The sequence below is a fragment of the Cyanobium sp. Copco_Reservoir_LC18 genome (genome assembly GCF_009834675.1).
Lineage (GTDB): Bacteria > Cyanobacteriota > Cyanobacteriia > PCC-6307 > Cyanobiaceae > Cyanobium > Cyanobium minutissimum.
In genome coordinates this window covers 73,192-90,200 of record NZ_ASAC01000015.1, presented here as the reverse complement: position 1 = coordinate 90,200, position 17,009 = coordinate 73,192, and the positions used below count along the sequence as shown (strand labels likewise).

The window sequence follows — 17,009 nt, the reverse complement described above, 5'->3', positions numbered from 1 at the left end:
CTCCCGTCGGCGGAGGAGGCCGGCGGCATCCCGGGACACCAGGGGGCGGGCCGGGTAGGGTCAGGGCAGCGAAGGGGGATGGGTGATGCGATCCCCAGCGGGAGCCCAGCCGCCGGCCGGTGGTCTGGCGGAAGACACGGGCCGGCGCCTGGCGGTGCTGATCGACGCCGACAACGCCCGGGCGGCGGTGATCGAGGCGGTGCTGGAGGAGGTGGCCCGCTTCGGTGAGGCGATCGTGCGGCGCATCTACGGGGATTTCACCTCCAGCCAGAGCGCTTCCTGGAAGGCGCTGCTGAACAAGTTCTCGATCAAGCCGATGCAGCAGTTCGCCTACACCGTGGGCAAGAACGCCACCGACAGCACGATGATCATCGATGCGATGGATCTGCTCTACACCCGCCGTTTCGACGGCTTCTGCCTGGTGACCAGCGACAGTGATTTCACCGGACTGGCGGTGCGTCTGCGGGAGGAGGGCCTGCTGGTGTACGGCTTCGGGGAGGAAAAGACGCCGGCGGCGTTCCGCAACGCCTGCCACAAGTTCCTGTTCACCGAGGTGCTGCGCACCGCTTCCCGGCAGGGGGAGACCAGTGACGAAGCGGGCGAGGCCCGGCGGGCCCGGGATGCCGGACCCCCCGCCAGCGCCCATCCGCTCATCCCGGCCGACTTCCTGATGGAGGCCCTGGACCGCTCGGTGGATGAATCGGGATGGACCCAGCTGGGCACCTTCGGCAGCTACCTGCAGAAGATCCAGCCCGATTTCGATACGCGCCTCTATGGCTTCCGCAAGCTTTCCGACCTGGTGCGCGGCTGCCCCTCCCTGTTCGTGATGGAGGAGCGGGAGGCCCCCAGCGGCAACCGCACGATCGTCTATGTGCGCGCCCGCGAGGACGACTGAGGCCGGCAGACTGGTCCGCGTCCGCTGCGGCCCCATCTCTGCCATGACCGTCCTGCGCCTGGCGGCCTTCAGCGACGGGGAACGGGGCGGCAACCCGGCCGGCGTGGTGATCGGCGAGCGTCTGCCCGCGGAGAGCGAGATGCAGGCCATCGCCGCCGAGGTGGGCTACTCGGAAACGGCCTTTGCCGCCCCCCAGGGGAACGGCTGGCGGGTGCGCTACTTCTCTCCGGTGGCCGAGGTGCCCTTCTGCGGCCACGCCACCATCGCCCTCGGCGCGGCCCTCGCCGAACGGTGCGGGGACGGGGTGTTCCCGCTGATGCTCAACCAGGCCGAGATCACGGTGGAGGGCCGGCGGCAGGGGGAGCGCTGGAGCGCCGCCCTGCAGTCGCCCCCCACCCGCAGCGCTCCGGTGACGCCGGAGCTGCTGACGGCCGCCCTGGAGCTGTTCGGCTACGACCCCGGCGACCTGGATCCGGCCCTGTCCCCCGCCGTCGTCCACGGCGGTGCCGACCACCTGCTGCTGGCCCTGCGCCGCCGCGGGGATCTGGCCGCCATGCGCTACGCCATGGAGGACGGGGCCCGGCTGATGGCGGAGGCGGGCCTGCTGACGCTGCTGCTGGTGTGGGCCGAGGGGCCCCGGCGGTTCCACAGCCGCAACGCCTTCGCCGTCGGTGGCGTCTACGAGGATCCGGCCACCGGTGCCGCCACCGCGGCCCTGGCCGGCCACCTGGGGCGCCTGGGCTGGCCCCACGGCGGGTCGATCACGGTGGTGCAGGGGGAGGACATGGGCTGCCGCTCCCTGCTGGAGGCCGAGATTCCCGCGGTGCCGGGGGCTTCGGTGCGGGTGGCGGGGCAGGTGCGCCGCCTGGGGCCCTGATTCAGGAGGCCTTCTCCAGGCGCTTCACGATCCAGCCCATCAGCACCAGGGAACCCAGCAGCGCCACCAGCAGGGCGATCGTCATGGAAACGGGGGCAGGTCCGTCGCATTATGACCACAGGCACCCCAGCCCTGGCCCGAGCCGTGCACAGCCATCCCGAGCTGGTCTTCGTCTACGGCACGCTCAAGCGCGGCCACGGCAACCACCACTGGCTCCTGGATGCGCCCTTCCTCGGGGAGGCGGTGCTGCCGGATGTGGTGCTCCACGACCTGGGCCCCTTCCCGATGGCCGTGCCCGGTGAGGGGGTCGTGCGGGGTGAGGTGTACCGCGTCGATGCCGCCGGCCTGGCCCGGCTGGATCGGCTGGAGGGCTACCCCCGCCTCTACGACCGCCGGCCCCTGCCCCTGGCCGATGGCCGCCAGGCCTGGGTCTACCTGGGGCGGCCCCACCAGGTGCGCCACGTGTCCCCGATCGCCGACGGCTGCTGGCGGGGACCGGCACCGGGAGCGGCCGTGCGCCGCAGCCAGATGGGCCTGGCCGTGGTGCTGGCCCTGGGCGGGGCTGCGCTGCTGGCGGCCGCGGTCCCCTCCGTCGCCCTGGCCATCGACACCCTCTCCCAGTGCAACGCCTGGCGCGGCAGCCGCGGCAGCGCACGGGTGCTGCTGGGCAACGGCCTCGGCGCCGCCCACTACCTCACCAAGAAAGTGCGGTGGCAGGAGAGCCCGGCCGAGGCTCCCGTGGCGCTCTACAGCGACAGTGATCTGCAGCGGCTGTGCGGGCGTTAGCCGCCGGCCACCAGCCAGCGCCCCCCCGTGCCCAGGGCCACCACCAGTCCGCCCAGGGCCAGGGACGGGCCGCTCCAGAGGGCCAGCTGCAGCAGGCGCCGCAGCATCAGCAGGGATCCGCCCACCCCCACCAGCACCGCCAGGCTCTGGCAGAAGGCGATCACGTGGGCATCGGCGCTCCAGGCGGGCAGACGGGCGGCCAGGGCCGGCCAGAGGGTTTCGGTGCTCACCGGCAGCAGGCGGCCCCCCTCCGCCATGCCCATGGGCAGATGCTGGGCCAGCAGCAGGGCCCAGAGCAGGGGCAGCAGGGCGTAGAGCAGCAGCCAGCTGGGGCTGGCCGGCCGCAGCCGGGCCACCAGGGGCCGCAGCAGCAGCCACAGCCCCGCCGGCAGGGCCAGGGCGAGGGCGGCGAAGGCCAGGCGCCCCAGCAGCGGGCCCTGCGCCAGGCCATCCGGAGCCAGGGGCAGCCAGCCCAGCAGCCGCTCGGCGTGCCGCAGGCAGACCCCGCCGGCCAGCACCAGGATCAGTCCCGCCTCCCCCGCCGGGGGCGCCATGTCGCGCTGCAGGTCGGCGGCGGGGGGACGCAGGCGCAGCTGCACCGAACGGTGCGGGCAGGCCTGGGCGCAGGTGAGACAGAGCACGCAGTTGCGGTTGTCGGCGAGGTGGGCCGGATGGGTGCCCAGGGGGCAGCCGGCGGTGGCCATCCCCTCCCCTTCCGCCGGGCCCCCCTTGAAGCAGGCATAGCTGCTGCAGCTGCCGCTGCAGGTGCCCGCCTCCGCCCGCAGCTCGCTGATGGCCAGCTTGGCGAACAGGCCGTTCATGCCCCCCACCGGGCAGAGGTGCCGGCACCAGAAGCGCTTCTCGAAGCGCAGGGAGCCGACCACGGCACCGGCGGTGATCAGCAGCAGCAGGGCGCTGCTCTGGCGGGCGCTGTTGCGCAGGTCACCCAGTTCCTCCCACAGCAGGATCGCCGCGAAGCCGGCCGCCAGCAGGGGGGCCGCCCAGCGGTCGCTGTCCCCCCGCGGCCAGCGGGCCGGCCGCCAGCCCAGTCCCGTCGCCAGCCGCTGGACGATCTCCCCCCAGACCATGAACGGGCAGAAGGAGCACCACAGGCGGCCCACCAGGGGATAGGCCAGCAGGATCAGGGGCCACCACCAGGCCCAGAAGAGGTTCAGGTCGCCGTTGTGGGCGCGGTCCTGGGGCCCCCACCAGAGCCAGAGGTTCACCAGCACGAACACCCAGCTCACCACCCCGTAGAGCAGGGCGTTCCAGAGCATGGGCGAGCGCATGAGCTCCCGGAGCTGGGGCTTCCAGCGCCACAGATCGAAGCGGGCCCGCTGGGGACGCCGCAGCGTCCAGAACACGTCCTCGGGCAGCTCCTCCGGATGGGCGCCGCTGCACTGGCGCAGGGCCCGCTCGATCAGCTCCAGCAGCTCCCGCACATTGCCGGGGAAGTCGTAGGTCTGGAGGCGCTTCACCAGCCCCTCCCCCACGGCCGGCGGCCGGCTCCAGCCCAGGCTGAGGGCCTTCTGCCGCACCCCGTAACGCAGCCATTCGCCCAGGTCCTGGCGCCGCACCCGCAGCGGTGGCACCCGGATGGGGCAGCCGAGGGTGTCGAAATCGGGGGCGCTGGTCTCGGCGGTGAGGAACACCCGGCCGGCGAAGTTGTGTTCGCTGTGGTCGGGGCCCGGTGAGCGCCAGCGACCGCTGCGGGCCAGCTCCAGCAGGGCGGGCCGCAGGGCGGGGTCGGCGCGGTCGATCTGATCCAGCAGCAGCCCGCCGGTACCGATGCAGTCGATCAGGGCCACACCGCCGGCGGGCGCGCCGAAGAGTTCGGCGCCGTCGGCCCGCAGCTGGGCGCAGTTGACGCGCACCAGCAGCTGCTTGCGGTCCGAGGAGCCGAAGTGGATCAGGGCGGCGAGGTTGTCCTTCTCCAGGCCGGGCTCACCGCTGATCAGCACCGCCCGGCGGCTGGTGTCGGCGGAGGCGGCGCGGATGGCGTCCCGCAGCTTCTGGGCATAGCGGCTGCTGCCGACCACGCCGCGGCGGGCCCGGCCCAGCAGGTAGGGGGCCAGCCGCAGCAGGCAGGCCCTCGGATCGGGGGTGGCCTCCGGCGGGCTGGACGTCATCGCTGACCTCGTGCTGGTTCGATTCTGGTCGGAGAAGATGGCCACGCCGGCGCGCCCACTTCGGACCCCTCCCCACGCTGATGGTTTTCGCATGAACGGGCCGGGTTCGGCCGAGTTTCCGTGGCGCGGTCACCGGCTGCAGCTGCTGGGCCAGCGGGCCGTGTGGGATCCCCAGCAGGGGCTGCTGCTGGTGGCGGATCTGCACCTCGGCAAGGCGGAGAGCTTCCAGAGCCAGGGCATCCCGCTGCCCAGCGACGGCGACGGGGCCACCCTCAACGCCCTGCTGGCGGTGGCCCATGGCCTGAGGCCCACCCAGGTGGTGGTGCTGGGGGACCTGATCCACAGCCGGCTGGGCCTGACGGCCGAGCTGCGCCAGAAGCTGCGGGCCCTGCCGGACCTGCTGGGCTGCCCGCTGCGGCTGATCGGCGGCAACCACGAGCGGGGCTGCTGGCTCGAGGGGCTGGAGCAGGAGCCGTCCCTGGCCCTCGGCCCCCTGTGGCTGAGCCACGCCCCGGAGCCCCGCCCCGACCACCTCAACCTCTGCGGCCATCGCCATCCCGTCGCCCTGGTGGGTGGCGGTGCCGACCGGCTGCGGTTGCCGTGCTTCGCCTACGACCCCGTGGCCGAGCAGCTGGTCCTGCCCGCCTTCGGTGCCCTCACCGGCGGCCATCCCTGCCCGGACGGCGAGCGGCTGTGGCTGCTGGCCGACGGGGCCGTGGTCCCCTGGGCCGCCCCGTCCCGCCGCTCCGGCGTCAGCCCTCGGCGGCGGCCAGGGCCCGCACCACGTCGCCGCGGGTGAGCACCCCCACCAGGGCCTCCTGGTCGTCGAGCACGAACAGCCGCTGGGTACCCCGGTCGTGCAGCAGACGGGCCGCCGCCGGCAGGCTGGTGGTGGCGGGGCAGCTGTGGGGCTTGGAGCCCATCACATCCCCCACCGTGCTGCCCAGCACCTGGTGCACCTGCCTGTCCCAGTCGAGGGGATTGCGCAGGTAGATGACCGCATCCAGCAGCATCACGTAGGGGCCGGCATCGAAGCCGCTCTCGCGCACCATCAGGTCCTGCTCGCTCAGTTCCCCCACCAGGGCGCCGAGCTCATCGAGCACCGGCAGGCCGCTGACGTGGTGGTCGCTCATCAGCTGCACCGCCTCCTGCAGGGGCGTGGTGGTGGTGACACTCAGCACGGGGCTGGACATCACCTCGGCCACGCTGCGCTCGACGACCATGCGGATCTCCTCGGTGATGGCATTCTGCTGCTGAACGGGACCCTGCCCTGCGACGCCTCGCCGACCTGCTGACCCTGGCCCGGGCCGTGCTGGGGCTGCCGCTGCTGCTGGCCCTGGCCGGAGGCCGGCCCGCTTTGGCCTGGGGTCTGCTGCTGCTGGGCGGCCTGAGCGACTGGGCCGACGGCGCCCTGGCCCGCCGGGCCGGCGGCGGGTCGGTGTGGGGGGCGCGGCTCGATCCCCTCACGGACAAGATCCTGATCAGCGCGCCGCTGCTCTGGCTGGCCCATACGGGCGGCCTGCCCCTGTGGGCGGTGTGGCTGCTGATGGCGCGGGAGCTGCTGATCTCCGGCTGGCGGGCCGGCCAGGGCAGCGGCGGCCCCGCCTCGCTGGGGGGCAAGGCCAAGACGATCCTGCAGTTCGTCTCGCTGCTGCTGCTGCTCTGGCCGCCGGCCTGGGGCCTGGGCCAGGGGGCGGTGGCGGTGGCCACTCTGCGGGCCGCCGGCTGGTGGCTGTTCTGGCCGTCGCTGCTGCTGGCCCTCAGCTCGGCCCTGGGGTATCTGCGGGCGGCTCAGCGGGGCTGACCTGCCGGCGGCCCTTCACCCCAGAAGGGACCCGTCGCCGCTGAAATCGGGCGTGGTGGGCATCCGCAGGGCGTAGTCGTTGGCGTAGCTGTCGGCCAGGGTGGCCTCCAGGTCGAAGGCGGGCTCCCAGGCCAGCTCCCGCCGCACCCGGTGGGTGTCGGTGAGGAAGTGGGCCAGGCGCAGGGGGAAGGCCTTGCGGGCCTTCTTGTCGAGGCCGGCGGGATCGAAGCTGCGGATCTCCACCGCCTCCGGATCGGTGCCGCAGGCGCGGGCGGCGGCGGCCACCAGGCCCCGGAAGCTGATGCCCTGGGAGCCGGTGCAGTTGTAGATGCGGTTGGTGGCGGCCTCCACCTCGATGCAGCGGGCCATGGCGGCGGCCAGGTCGGCCACATGGCCCAGCTGGGTGATGGTGCTGCCGTCGCCGGGCAGGGGCACCGGCCGGCCGTGCACGATCCGATCGAAGAACCAGCTCTCCACCGGGTTGTAGTTGCCGGGACCGACGATGTAGGTGGGGCGGAAGCTGGTGAAGGGGATGCCCTCCTGGCGCAGCCAGGCTTCGGTGTCCAGCTTGCCGGCGTGGCGGCTCTGGGGATCGGTGGGCGCGTCCTCGTCGAGGGGCCAGAGCTCGCTGTCGGCGTAGACCCCGGCCGAGCTGACGTACACCAGCCGGTGGGAGGGGGGCCCGGTGCGCTCGATCACCTGGCGGGTGTCCTCCAGGGTGCGGCCGGAGCTGTCGACGATCACATCGAAGGGGCGGTCCTGGAGGGCCGCCAGGCCCTCGGCGCTGCTGCGGTCCCCCTGCAGGTGCTCCACCCCCGCCGGCACCGGCTGGCGGCCACGGGTGAACAGGCTGAGCTCATGGCCCGCCTCCAGCAGCCGGTTGACCAGGGGGCGGCCCACGAAACGGGTGCCGCCCATCACCAGGATCCTCATCGCCATGCCGCGTCGGTGAGCGCCATTCAAGCGGCCGGGCCGGATCAGGGGCCGCAGGGGAGGGGCTGGCCCAGGCGCTCGAACGGCAGCGGCAGCAGCTCCAGCAGCACCGTTCCGGGTGGCCCAGTGGTGCCTTCGGCCACCGGCAGCGGCACGGGCCGGTAGGTGCGGCCGTCGAAGCGCAGCTCCTTGAGGCCGTCGGGGGCGCCGTGGAGGCTGGCGGGCAGGGTGAGATCCAGCCAGCCGCGGTGGCGGTTGCTGATCACCGTCAGGGGCGACTGGAACAGGCCGTTCTCCGCCACCAGCTCCAGGCTGCCTTCGTTGTCCCGGAAGATCAGCAGGCTGCAGCCGCCGCTGGAGCAGGCGTAGGAGCCCACCACCACCGCCACGGTCTCCAGGCGGCCGTCACCGTCGAGGTCGACCCGGTTGTGGAGATAGCGCAGGGGCCCGACATCGGCGCAGACCGGCCGGGTGGCCGTGGCACGGGCCTGCTCCCACTCGGTCTGGTCGGGATCGCCGGCCGCCGCGGGGGGGGAGGCCAGCGGGCCGCCGAACAGGCGGGCCCGCAGGGCCGCCTCCAGCCGGGGATCGGGGCGGTTGATCGGCGGAATCACCGAGCCGGGCGGTGCCAGGGGCGGCGGGCGGTCGCGGGGATCGGGGCCGTCGGGCCCCAGCAGCGGGCGCGGCGGTGGGGCCGGTGGGGCCAGCGGCGGGGGCGCCAGGGGCTGGGCCAGGGCCGGGCCAGCGCCGCCGATGGGCAGCAGCAGGGCGACGAGTCGCAGCTGGGTGACCAGCCGCCGGGGTCCCGTCCTCTCAGCCCGCATCGGCCCCGTCGAGTGCGTCGAGATGCCGCTCGACCCGATCCGCCAGCGCCAGGCAGCGGTCCATCTCCTCCCACAGCAGTTCCCGGCGCCGGCTGTCCACCGCGTAGGACCGGTGATGGAGATCGCGGCCCTGGTAGCGGAGCGCATCCCGGAGGCGGCGCCAGTCGTCCGGGGAGAGGTCGGGAGGGGAGGGGGCCATCAGGTCCGCATCATCCAGGCAGCGTCATGGCACAGGATGGGTCCGGCAGCGGCATTGTCCTCCCTTTCCATGCAAGTCATCCCCGCCATCGATCTGCTCGACGGGCATTGCGTGCGATTGCATCAGGGCGATTACGGCCGGGTCACCCGCTTCAGCGACGATCCGGTGGCCCAGGCCCGCGAGTGGCAGCGCCAGGGGGCCACCCGTCTGCACCTGGTGGATCTCGATGGAGCCAGGAGTGGCGAACCCTCCAACGACGCCGCCGTGCAGGCCATTGCGGCGGCCCTGGAGATTCCGGTGCAGCTGGGGGGAGGGGTGCGCTCGGTGGAGCGGGCCGAACAGCTCCTGGGCTGGGGTGTGGACCGGGTGATCCTGGGCACGGTCGCCGTGGAGAACCCCGCGCTGGTGCGGGACCTGGCGGGCCGCCACCCGGGCCGGATCGTGGTGGGGATCGATGCCAACGAGGGCAAGGTGGCCACCCGCGGCTGGATCGAGCAGAGCACGGTGGAGGCGACGGCCCTGGCCGCCAGCCTGGAGGGCACCGGCGTGGCGGCGATCATCAGCACCGACATCGCCACCGACGGCACCCTGGAGGGCCCCAACCTGGCGGCCCTGCGGGCCATGGCCCAGGCCACCTCCCTGCCGGTGATCGCCTCAGGCGGGGTGGGCAGCCTCACCGACCTGCTCAGCCTGCTGAGTCTCGAACCCCTCGGCGTGGAGGGGGTGATCGTGGGACGGGCGCTCTACGACGGACGGGTGGAGCTGGCCGAGGCGTTGCAGGCCCTCGGCGACGGTCGGCTCCAGGATCCGCTGCGGCTGCCGATTGCCTGAGGCCGGCCGGCCGCCGCTGTGGCGTTCATGCCGATGATCGGGCAACTGCCCTATAACAGAGCCAATGTGTTCTGCGGCAACGTTTGCCTGTCCCCACGACCACCGCATCCTCCGCGGCCCCCGGCCGCCGTGGCGAGGCCGGTGATCGCCATGCGGTGGCCACGGCGCCGTCCCATGTGGAGGAGGTTTACCAGCGCTGCCGGGATCTGGGCATGCGGCTGAGCCGCCAGCGCCGCATGGTGCTGGATCTTCTCTGGGATGAGAAGAGCCATCTTTCCGCCCGCGACATCTTCGACAAGCTCAACAACCAGGGCCGCCCCATCGGCCACACCTCCGTCTATCAGAACCTCGAGGCGCTGCAATCCGCCGGTGTGATCGAGTGCATCGAGCGGGCCAGTGGCCGTCTCTATGGCTATCGCGCTGATCCCCACAGCCATCTGATCTGCACCCAGTCCGGCCAGATCCACGACCTGGATGTTCTTCTGCCCGCCCATCTCCTCCAGCAGATCGAGGAGCAGACGGGCTTCGCCATCGAGTCGTACACCCTGCATCTCTCCGGCCGGCCCCGGCCCTCCTGAAGGGATGGCACTGGAGAAAGCCCGGCGCCTTGGTTAAGGTCGGGCCATTCCTTCTCTGGCAACGTGGGACGACGTCCGGCACGGCCCCTGCCCCAGCTGCTGCTGTTCGCCGACCCCCTGGAGCGCGCCGGCCTCACCAGCTGGCTGGAGGCTGACGGTTCCGGCGCGGATTCCGATGGATGGGCAGGCTGCCGGGTGGTCGGCCCCGATGAGCTCCAGGGGGCACCCCAGCTCGTGCTCTGGTACCTCGGCAGCCTGCCCGAACCCCAGGCCCTCGACGCCGAGAGCCGCCGGCTGCTGGAGCGCTGGCAACCGGCGCCCCTGCTGCTGCTGCTGCCCGCGACCCACCCCTACGGCAGCGATGTGCTGCTGCAGCTGCCGGCCCAGGGGCTGATCGAGCAGGCCGATGCCGAGAGCCTGCGGCAGGCGGTCACCACCCTGCTGGCCGGCGGCCGGGTGCTGGCCATCGCCGCGTCGCAACGGGGCGAGGACCCCGGGCCCTCCGTGCCGATGGGCCTGGGCCAGTGGCTGCTGCTGAGCGGCCTGCAGCAGATCGATGCCGAACTCCGCCTCTGCCTGCGCCTCCTGGATCCACCGCCGGTCGACCTGCTGCCGCTGCTGCTGCTGCAGGGCCGGGTGCGGGAGCTGCGGCTGGCCCGGCGGCTGCTGCTCTGGCTCTGGGGGCCCGTCAGCCTGGCCTGGGGCCAGCCGCCCCTCGACGGCGCCGCCGGGCTTCCCTCCCCGTCCGCCGCCACCAGCGTGGCCGGCGCCCCGCTCAGCGGCCCGGCCGGCGTGGCGATCACCCTGCGCCAACGCACCGCCGAAGGGCTCTGGGAGGCCCTGCGCGGCCGGCTCACGGAGGCCGCTGCCGCCGGCCCCAGCAACAACAGCGGCCAGCTGCTGGCCCTCGACGGCCTCCATGCCTCCCGCCGCAGCGACCTGCTGCTGGGGCTGCTGGAGCAGTTCGACCGGCTGCGCCAGCGCCTGCTGCAGGACGATCCCCGCGGCGAGCAGCTGGAGAGGCTCTGGAGGGAACTCCAGCCCGAGCTGCGCCAGCAGGCCCTGCGCACCATGGCCGGGTCCTATGTGCAGCTGCCCATGGAGGGCCGGCTCTGCCCGGTGGCCGAGACCCTGCTGCAGCGCAGCAGCCTCGACACCGACGACCTGGAGCTGCCCGATCCCGCCGCCATGCTCAGTCCGCTGCTGCAGGCCCGTCCGCTGCTGGTGGACGGCCGCCTGGTGGCCCCGGATGAGCCCCAGGCGGTTCTGTATCTGGAGCTGCTGCTCAGCAACTGGCTGGTGCGCAGTGCCGAGCTGATCAGCGCCGAGGTGCTGGCGGCCTGCGCCGAGTGGCCCGAACTGCGCCGCTACCTGCTGCGCCCCGAGCTGCTCGCCACCCGCAACCTGGAACGGCTGCGCAACCAGCTCAACGCCCAGCAGCGCTGGACCAGCTGGTTCGAGCGGCCCATCCACCTCTATGAGAGCCGGCGCCCCCTGTTCCGCCTGGGCGACGGTGCCATCGACTGCGTGGATCTCACCGAGCCCCGCGATGCCGAGCTGCGCCAGCTGGGCTGGGTGCAGCAGGCGGTCACCCTGGCCCTGGAGGCCCGCGATGCCCTGGGTCCCCAGCTCCGCAGCCTGCTCCAACGTCTCGGCGACCTCCTGGTGGTGCTGCTGACCCAGGTGCTCGGCCGGGCGATCGGCCTGGTGGGGCGCGGCATTGTCCAGGGGATGGGCCGCAGCCTCAACCGCAGCTGAGGCGGCCGGGTACCACGGCACAATGTGCCCACCTGCCCGCTTCCCCTTGCTCCGTTCGCGATCCCGGCCCCTCGCCGGCCTCTGGGCTCTGCTGCTGACCGTGGTGCTGGGGCTGCTCTGGGCCCCGGGCCAGGCGGCGGCCAGCCTCGAGAACGACCGCTACGACGGCAACATCTTCGCCCTCTACGCCGGCAATGGCTCCCTGGTGCCGCCCCGCAGCAGCCTGGCCCAGTCCCTCGACGAGCACCGGGTGGCGGTGCTCGTCTATTACCTCGACGACAGCAGCGTCAGCAAGCACTTCTCGCCGGTGGTGTCGGAGCTGCAGCGGGTCTGGGGCAATGCCGTCGACCTGATCCCCCTGGTGACCGATCCGCTCCAGAACAGACCCGACGCCGGCGTGGCCGATCCGGCCCACTACTGGGACGGCCTGATCCCCCAGGTGGTGGTGATCGACGGCACCGGCCGCGTCGTCTTCGATCGCCACGGCCAGGTGAGCGTGGATGCCATCAACACGGCCGTGAGCGAAGCCACCGGCATTCCGATGGCGCCGGGTTCGGGGAAGAGCGCCACCTTGAGCTTCAACGAACTCAACAGCGAAGTGGTGGCGTCCCGCTGATGCCGGCCACCCGCACCGAAACCGACAGCCTCGGCCCGGTGGAGGTGCCGGCCGAGCACTACTGGGGCGCCCAGACCCAGCGCTCCCTGCGCAACTTCCCCTTCGGCGCGCCGATGCCGCTGGCGGTGGTGCACGCCTTCGGCCAGCTCAAGGCCGCCTGCGCCGAGGTGAACGCGGCCCGTGGGGTGCTGAGCCCGCAGCTGGCGGGCCTGATCGTGGCCGCCGCCGAGGAGGTGAGCCAGGGCCGGCTCGATGGCGAGTTTCCGCTGCGGGTCTGGCAGACCGGGTCGGGCACCCAGACCAACATGAACGTCAACGAGGTGATCGCCAACCGGGCGATCGCCGCCACCGGTGGCGTGCTGGGCAGCAAACGGCCGGTGCACCCGAACGACCACGTCAACCTCAGCCAGTCGAGCAACGACACCTTCCCCGCCGCCATGCACATGGCGGTGGCGATCGAACTGCAGCAGCGGCTGATCCCGAGCCTGGAGGCGCTGATCGGCGCCCTGCGCCACAAGGCGGAGACCTACGCCGGCCTGATCAAGATCGGCCGCACCCACCTGCAGGATGCGGTGCCCCTGAGCCTGGGCCAGGAATTCGGCGGCTACGCCTCCCAGCTGGAGCTGGGGCTGGTGGGCCTGCGGGCCACCCTGCCCCAGGTGCTGCAGCTGGCCATCGGCGGCACGGCCGTGGGCACCGGACTCAATGCCCCGGCGGGCTTTGGTGAGGCGGTGGCCACCCGGCTGGCGGAGCGCACCGGCCTGCCCTTCACCAGTGCCCCCGACAAGTTCCAGGCCCTGGCGGGCCAGGAGGGGCTGGCGGCGGCCCACGGCGCCCTCACCGTGCTGGCGGGCAGCCTGATGAAGATCGCCAATGACATCCGCTGGCTGGCGAGCGGTCCCCGCTGCGGCCTGGGCGAACTGGTGCTGCCGGAGAATGAACCGGGCTCCAGCATCATGCCCGGCAAGGTGAATCCCACCCAGTGCGAGAGCCTCACCATGGTGGCCGTGCAGGTGATGGGCAACAACACCGCCGTCCAGATGGCGGCCAGCCAGGGGAACTTCGAGCTGAATGTGTTCAAGCCCCTGATCGCCCAAAACCTGCTGGAGAGCATCGACCTGCTGGCGGGCAGCTGCGGCACCTTCCGGGAGCTCTGCATCGAGGGCCTGCGCGCCGATGTGGCCCACATCGAAGCCCAGCGGGACCGCAGCCTGATGCTGGTGACGGCCCTGACACCGGCGATCGGCTACGACCGGGCCTGCGCCATCGCCCGCCACGCCCATGAGCACCGGCTCAGCCTGCGGGAGGCGGCCCTGGTGCTGGGCGAGATCAGCGGGGAGGAGTTCGACCGCCTCGTGAGGCCGGAGCAGATGGTCTGAGGCTGGTGGCCCGGGGCCGCTGGGCCGGAAGGCCCTGGTTGATTTTTCGTCGATCGCCCGTAAGATCCGCGCTATCACCCACGGTGAGGACTCTGAAGATTGTCTTCGCGACCTTCTTCAGCTCCAGGATCACCCTCAGATCGGTCTTCTTGTGGGAGATCGGTTTCTGATTCTCCCCGTCTTGCCCTGGACGACAGAGAAGGGAACCCCACGCCTGCGATGCCCCAGCGCCCCTGCCCCGAAGATGCTCCCCCCCCAGGTCGGGGCTTCCGGCGCCAGCGCCCCCATTCAGCCCAGCCCCTTACTGCCAGGCCCCGCTCCCCCCGGTCGAGCATCACCGGGGCTTCCGGGTTCACGCTCATGGAGCTGATGATCGTGGCGGCCATCGTGGGCATCCTCAGCGCCGTCGCCTTGCCCCAGTACCTCCGCGCCCGCGCGGTGGCCGAGGCCTCCAGCAGCATCCTGGAGACGGTCGCCTTCGCCGAACAGTGCGCCGTGGCCCACAAGTCCGGGCTGCACACGATCGTGGATCCCCCCGGGGGCCCTGCCCGCAACTGCAACGGCACCTCGGCCCGGCAGATCAACAGCCGCTCCTGGAGCGGCGACGCCAGTGGTGTGCTGTGCCTGGGCCAGCAGGTCCAGGAGACCCATCGCCAGGCCATTCTGCGGGTGGCCGTCAACGGCACCATCACCTGCTCCTTCCTCCCCTGAGCCCCTGCAGCTGAGCAGCCTCGGGGGCCGGCTCAGAGCAGATTGGCGGCCAGTTCGGCCAGCTCGGAGCGTTCGCCCCGCATCAGCGTGATGTGGCCGGAGAGCAGCTGGCCCTTGAAGCGCTCCACCAGCCAGGTGAGCCCGTTGCTCTCCGCATCCACGTAGGGATTGTCGATCTGATATGGGTCGCCGGTGAGCACGATCTTGGTGCCCTCCCCCACCCGGGTCACGATCGTCTTCACCTCATGGGGGGTGAGGTTCTGCGCCTCGTCCACCACCATGAACTGGCGGGGGATGGAGCGGCCGCGGATGTAGCTGATCGCCTCCACTTCCAGCAGGCCCATGCCCTTGAGGTCGCTCCAGTTGCTGCGCGGCGGGCGGTGGCCGCCGCGGGCGGGCTGGCCCTCGTCGCCGCCCAGCAGGAAGTCGAGGTTGTCGACGATCGGTTGCATCCAGGGGGCCATCTTCTCCTCCAGATCCCCGGGCAGGAAGCCCATCTCCTTGCCCAGGGAGATCACCGGGCGGGTCACCAGCAGCCGCTCGTAGAGCCGCTCATCGGCGACCTGGTGCAGCCCCGCCGCCAGGGCCAGCAAGGTCTTGCCGGTGCCCGCCTTGCCCACCAGGGTCACCAGGGCCACCGCCGGATCGAGCAGCAGATCGAGGGCGAAGGACTGCTCCCGGTTGCGGGGCTGGATGCGCCCCATCTTGGCCTTGGCGGACTTCTGCAGCGGCTGCAGGGTGCCGGTGCGGCCGTTGTAGCGGGCCAGCAGGGTGTGGGCGGGCTGGGCCAGATCGATGAGGGTCACCCCCTCGTTCGCCTGCAGCGGCGGGACGGCCACCGTCTGCTCCGGGATGGCATCCGCCGGCAGGCCATCACCGCTCTTGACGCGGTCCATCAGATCGGCGTCGACCCAGCGCTCGCAGAAGCCCGGGTAGAGGTCGGCCATGTCCACCTTGTCGGTGGTGTAGTCCTGGGCGATCAGGCCCACCGCATCGGCCTTGATGCGCAGGTTGGTGTCCTTGGTGACGAGCACCACCGGCGGCTGGCTGCCCACCACCTCCTGGAGGCGCTGCTCCAGGGCCACGGCCAGGATGTTGTTGTCGCCGTTGCCCGCCTTCAGCTCGGGGGGCAGCTGGTTCAGGGTCTCGCTGCGGCAGAACACCACCTTGACCGTGCCGCCACTGACGTCGTCGATGGGTACCCCCTCGGCCAGGTTGCCCTTCTCCCGCAGCTGGTCGAGCAACCGCGACACCTGACGGGCGTTGCGGCCCTTCTCGGAGGGGTCCCGCTTGAAGCGGTCGATCTCCTCGACCACCTCGATCGGGATCACCACCTGGTTGTCCTCGAACCGGTTCAGGGCCTGGGGGTCATGCAGCAACACGTTGGTGTCGAGCACGAAGGTCTTGCGCATGCCAGGGCCCTGCCGGTTCCATGGGGCCGAAGCTAGGTCCGCGGGCGCATCTACGCTCCGGCCGGACATTCCCCGACGTATCGGCTTGCCGCTCCCCGTTTCCTTTCTGCTGGTCCTGCTGCTGCTCCTCGGCCTGGGCCTGGTGCTGCTCGAACTCCGCCACCGCCTCCGGCCCGCCTCCCCCCTGCAGCTGCTGCCGGGATCCTTCCAGGTGCGGCGCCGGGCCCAGGGCCTGGAGATCACCGGCGAGGTGCGCATCCGCAATCCCCACCCCCGCATGGAGGTGATGGTGCCCGAGATCACGGTGGTGCCCACCCTGCTGGGCCGCAGTGACGTCAGCCAGGTGCGCCACGAGCTGCAGATCACGCCCCTGCACCCCGACGAGGAGGCGCGCCCCGACGGTTACTGGGCCGCCTACATCGTCAAGGGCCGCAAGAGCACCGCCGCCCACATCCGCCTCAACCTGACGGCGCCCGGTGGCCTGGATCTGGAGAGCGTGCTCGACACCCTCTGGATGGACATCCACTGGGTCAACTACGGGCCCTTCGGCCGGCTGCAGCGGCGCCAGGGGATCCTGCTGGCGCTGCAGAGGCCGGACCCGGGCGACCCATCCGCCCCGGGCTGGCGCGAGGGGGAGCGCTGCCGGGTGCTGCCGGTGCGCACCCATTTGCTCGGGGTGCTCGACGATCCGCTGGCGGTGCTGCAGCGCTACACCGATGGGCTGCTGCAGCCGGGTGATGTGCTCACCATCGGTGAGACCCCCCTGGCGGTGATCCAGGGGCGCTACCACCACCCCTCGACGGTGGAGCCCTCCTGCCTGGCTCGCCTGCTCTGCCGGGTGTTCCACCCCACCAGCTCCCTGGCCACGGCCTGCGGCCTCCAGACCCTGATCGATGTCTCCGGCCCGGCGCGGGTGCTCGGGGCCTGGGTGGTGGGCACCGCCCTCAAGCTGGTGGGCAGCAAGGGCTGGTTCTATCGCCTGGCCGGCGAGCAGGCCCGCCTGATCGACGACATCACCGGCACCACGCCCCCCTACGACCAGACGATCGTGCTCGGTCCGGATCAGCCGGCGGCCTGGTGTGAGCGGATGGCGGCGGCCCTGGGGGTGGCGGTGGCGGTGGTGGATGTCAACGACCTGGGGCGGGTGAAGGTGCTGGCCGCCAGCGGCGGCACCGATGAAGCCCTGCTGATGCGCGCCCTGCGCCCCAATCCCGCCGGCAACGCCAACGAGCGCACACCTCTGGTGCTGGTGCGGCCCACGTAGAATTTCAGGACGA

Annotated in this window: 18 protein-coding genes; 12 read left to right on the top strand and 6 right to left on the bottom strand. The window is 72.0% G+C overall.

Annotated elements, in window-relative coordinates; translation table 11 throughout:
- Positions 1 to 85: 85 nt before the first annotated feature.
- The 3 genes from L107_RS09555 (at position 86) to L107_RS09545 (ending at position 2,558) form a co-directional block, all read left to right on the top strand.
- Complete coding sequence (locus tag L107_RS09555; RefSeq protein WP_159818273.1) at positions 86 to 895, top strand: NYN domain-containing protein; 810 nt, start codon at positions 86 to 88, stop codon at positions 893 to 895.
- Positions 896 to 938: 43 nt separating this feature from the next.
- On the top strand, positions 939 to 1,772 hold the full coding sequence (locus tag L107_RS09550; protein ID WP_159818271.1) for a PhzF family phenazine biosynthesis protein: 834 nt from the start codon (positions 939 to 941) through the stop codon (positions 1,770 to 1,772).
- A 144-nt stretch (positions 1,773 to 1,916) separates the two neighbouring features.
- Positions 1,917 to 2,558, top strand: a complete 642-nt coding sequence (locus L107_RS09545; RefSeq protein WP_236550614.1) for a gamma-glutamylcyclotransferase — start codon at positions 1,917 to 1,919, stop codon at positions 2,556 to 2,558.
- Here L107_RS09545 and L107_RS09540 read toward each other — a convergent pair.
- Positions 2,555 to 4,687 carry a 4Fe-4S binding protein gene (locus L107_RS09540; RefSeq protein ID WP_159818267.1) on the bottom strand — a complete coding sequence of 711 codons (2,133 nt, stop codon included), beginning with the start codon at positions 4,685 to 4,687 and terminating at the stop codon, positions 2,555 to 2,557. The genes L107_RS09545 and L107_RS09540 overlap by 4 nt on opposite strands.
- A gap of 91 nt (positions 4,688 to 4,778) precedes the next feature.
- Here L107_RS09540 and pdeM point away from each other — a divergent pair, with 91 nt between their 5' ends.
- A complete protein-coding gene (gene pdeM / locus L107_RS09535) occupies positions 4,779 to 5,486 on the top strand; it encodes a ligase-associated DNA damage response endonuclease PdeM (RefSeq protein ID WP_159818265.1) in 708 nt (235 codons plus the stop codon).
- Here pdeM and L107_RS09530 read toward each other — a convergent pair.
- Positions 5,440 to 5,910, bottom strand: coding sequence for a CBS domain-containing protein (locus L107_RS09530; RefSeq protein ID WP_159818263.1), 471 nt, complete (start codon positions 5,908 to 5,910; stop codon positions 5,440 to 5,442). The two genes, pdeM and L107_RS09530, sit on opposite strands and share 47 nt — an antisense overlap.
- A 47-nt stretch (positions 5,911 to 5,957) precedes the next feature.
- Here L107_RS09530 and L107_RS09525 point away from each other — a divergent pair, with 47 nt between their 5' ends.
- Entirely contained in the window at positions 5,958 to 6,491 is a 534-nt protein-coding gene (locus tag L107_RS09525; protein WP_159818335.1) for a CDP-alcohol phosphatidyltransferase family protein, read from the top strand.
- Positions 6,492 to 6,506: 15 nt separating this feature from the next.
- On the opposite strand, the gene L107_RS09520 is transcribed toward L107_RS09525, so the two are convergent.
- Genes L107_RS09520 through L107_RS09510 form a run of 3 tightly spaced genes read right to left on the bottom strand, consistent with a single transcriptional unit; the run spans position 6,507 to position 8,447 of the window.
- Positions 6,507 to 7,424, bottom strand: coding sequence for an NAD-dependent epimerase/dehydratase family protein (locus L107_RS09520; protein ID WP_159818333.1), 918 nt, complete (start codon positions 7,422 to 7,424; stop codon positions 6,507 to 6,509).
- Between the two features lie 44 nt (positions 7,425 to 7,468).
- Entirely contained in the window at positions 7,469 to 8,248 is a 780-nt protein-coding gene (locus tag L107_RS09515; protein WP_159818261.1) for a hypothetical protein, read from the bottom strand.
- The gene (locus L107_RS09510) at positions 8,238 to 8,447 is read right to left on the bottom strand and encodes a hypothetical protein (protein WP_159818259.1); all 210 of its coding nucleotides are present in this window, start codon (positions 8,445 to 8,447) and stop codon (positions 8,238 to 8,240) included. Before L107_RS09510 ends, L107_RS09515 begins: the two co-directional genes overlap by 11 nt.
- Positions 8,448 to 8,516: 69 nt before the next feature.
- On the opposite strand from L107_RS09510, the gene hisA reads away from it, so the two are divergent.
- From hisA to L107_RS16915, 6 genes are all read left to right on the top strand, one after another.
- Positions 8,517 to 9,278, top strand: a complete 762-nt coding sequence (gene hisA / locus L107_RS09505) for a 1-(5-phosphoribosyl)-5-[(5-phosphoribosylamino)methylideneamino]imidazole-4-carboxamide isomerase (RefSeq protein WP_159818257.1) — start codon at positions 8,517 to 8,519, stop codon at positions 9,276 to 9,278.
- A gap of 212 nt (positions 9,279 to 9,490) precedes the next feature.
- Positions 9,491 to 9,856 carry a Fur family transcriptional regulator gene (locus L107_RS09500; protein WP_236550618.1) on the top strand — a complete coding sequence of 122 codons (366 nt, stop codon included), beginning with the start codon at positions 9,491 to 9,493 and terminating at the stop codon, positions 9,854 to 9,856.
- Between the two features lie 63 nt (positions 9,857 to 9,919).
- The gene (locus L107_RS09495) at positions 9,920 to 11,614 is read left to right on the top strand and encodes a DUF3685 domain-containing protein (RefSeq protein ID WP_236550613.1); all 1,695 of its coding nucleotides are present in this window, start codon (positions 9,920 to 9,922) and stop codon (positions 11,612 to 11,614) included.
- Positions 11,615 to 11,636: 22 nt separating this feature from the next.
- Positions 11,637 to 12,230 (top strand): thylakoid membrane photosystem I accumulation factor, encoded by a 594-nt coding sequence (locus tag L107_RS09490; protein ID WP_159818256.1) that lies wholly within the window; start codon positions 11,637 to 11,639, stop codon positions 12,228 to 12,230.
- Positions 12,227 to 13,609, top strand: coding sequence for a class II fumarate hydratase (gene fumC / locus L107_RS09485; RefSeq protein WP_201295861.1), 1,383 nt, complete (start codon positions 12,227 to 12,229; stop codon positions 13,607 to 13,609). The genes L107_RS09490 and fumC overlap by 4 nt, the downstream gene beginning before the upstream one ends.
- Before the next feature lie 360 nt (positions 13,610 to 13,969).
- A complete protein-coding gene (locus tag L107_RS16915; protein WP_304523552.1) occupies positions 13,970 to 14,320 on the top strand; it encodes a type IV pilin protein in 351 nt (116 codons plus the stop codon).
- 32 nt (positions 14,321 to 14,352) lie between these two features.
- Here the strand turns inward: L107_RS16915 and L107_RS09475 are convergent, their stop codons facing one another.
- On the bottom strand, positions 14,353 to 15,732 hold the full coding sequence (locus L107_RS09475) for a PhoH family protein (protein ID WP_159818252.1): 1,380 nt from the start codon (positions 15,730 to 15,732) through the stop codon (positions 14,353 to 14,355).
- Positions 15,733 to 15,817: 85 nt separating this feature from the next.
- Between L107_RS09475 and L107_RS09470 the strand changes: the two genes are divergently transcribed.
- Positions 15,818 to 16,996, top strand: coding sequence for a F420-0:Gamma-glutamyl ligase (locus L107_RS09470; protein WP_159818250.1), 1,179 nt, complete (start codon positions 15,818 to 15,820; stop codon positions 16,994 to 16,996).
- Positions 16,997 to 17,009 lie beyond the last annotated feature (13 nt).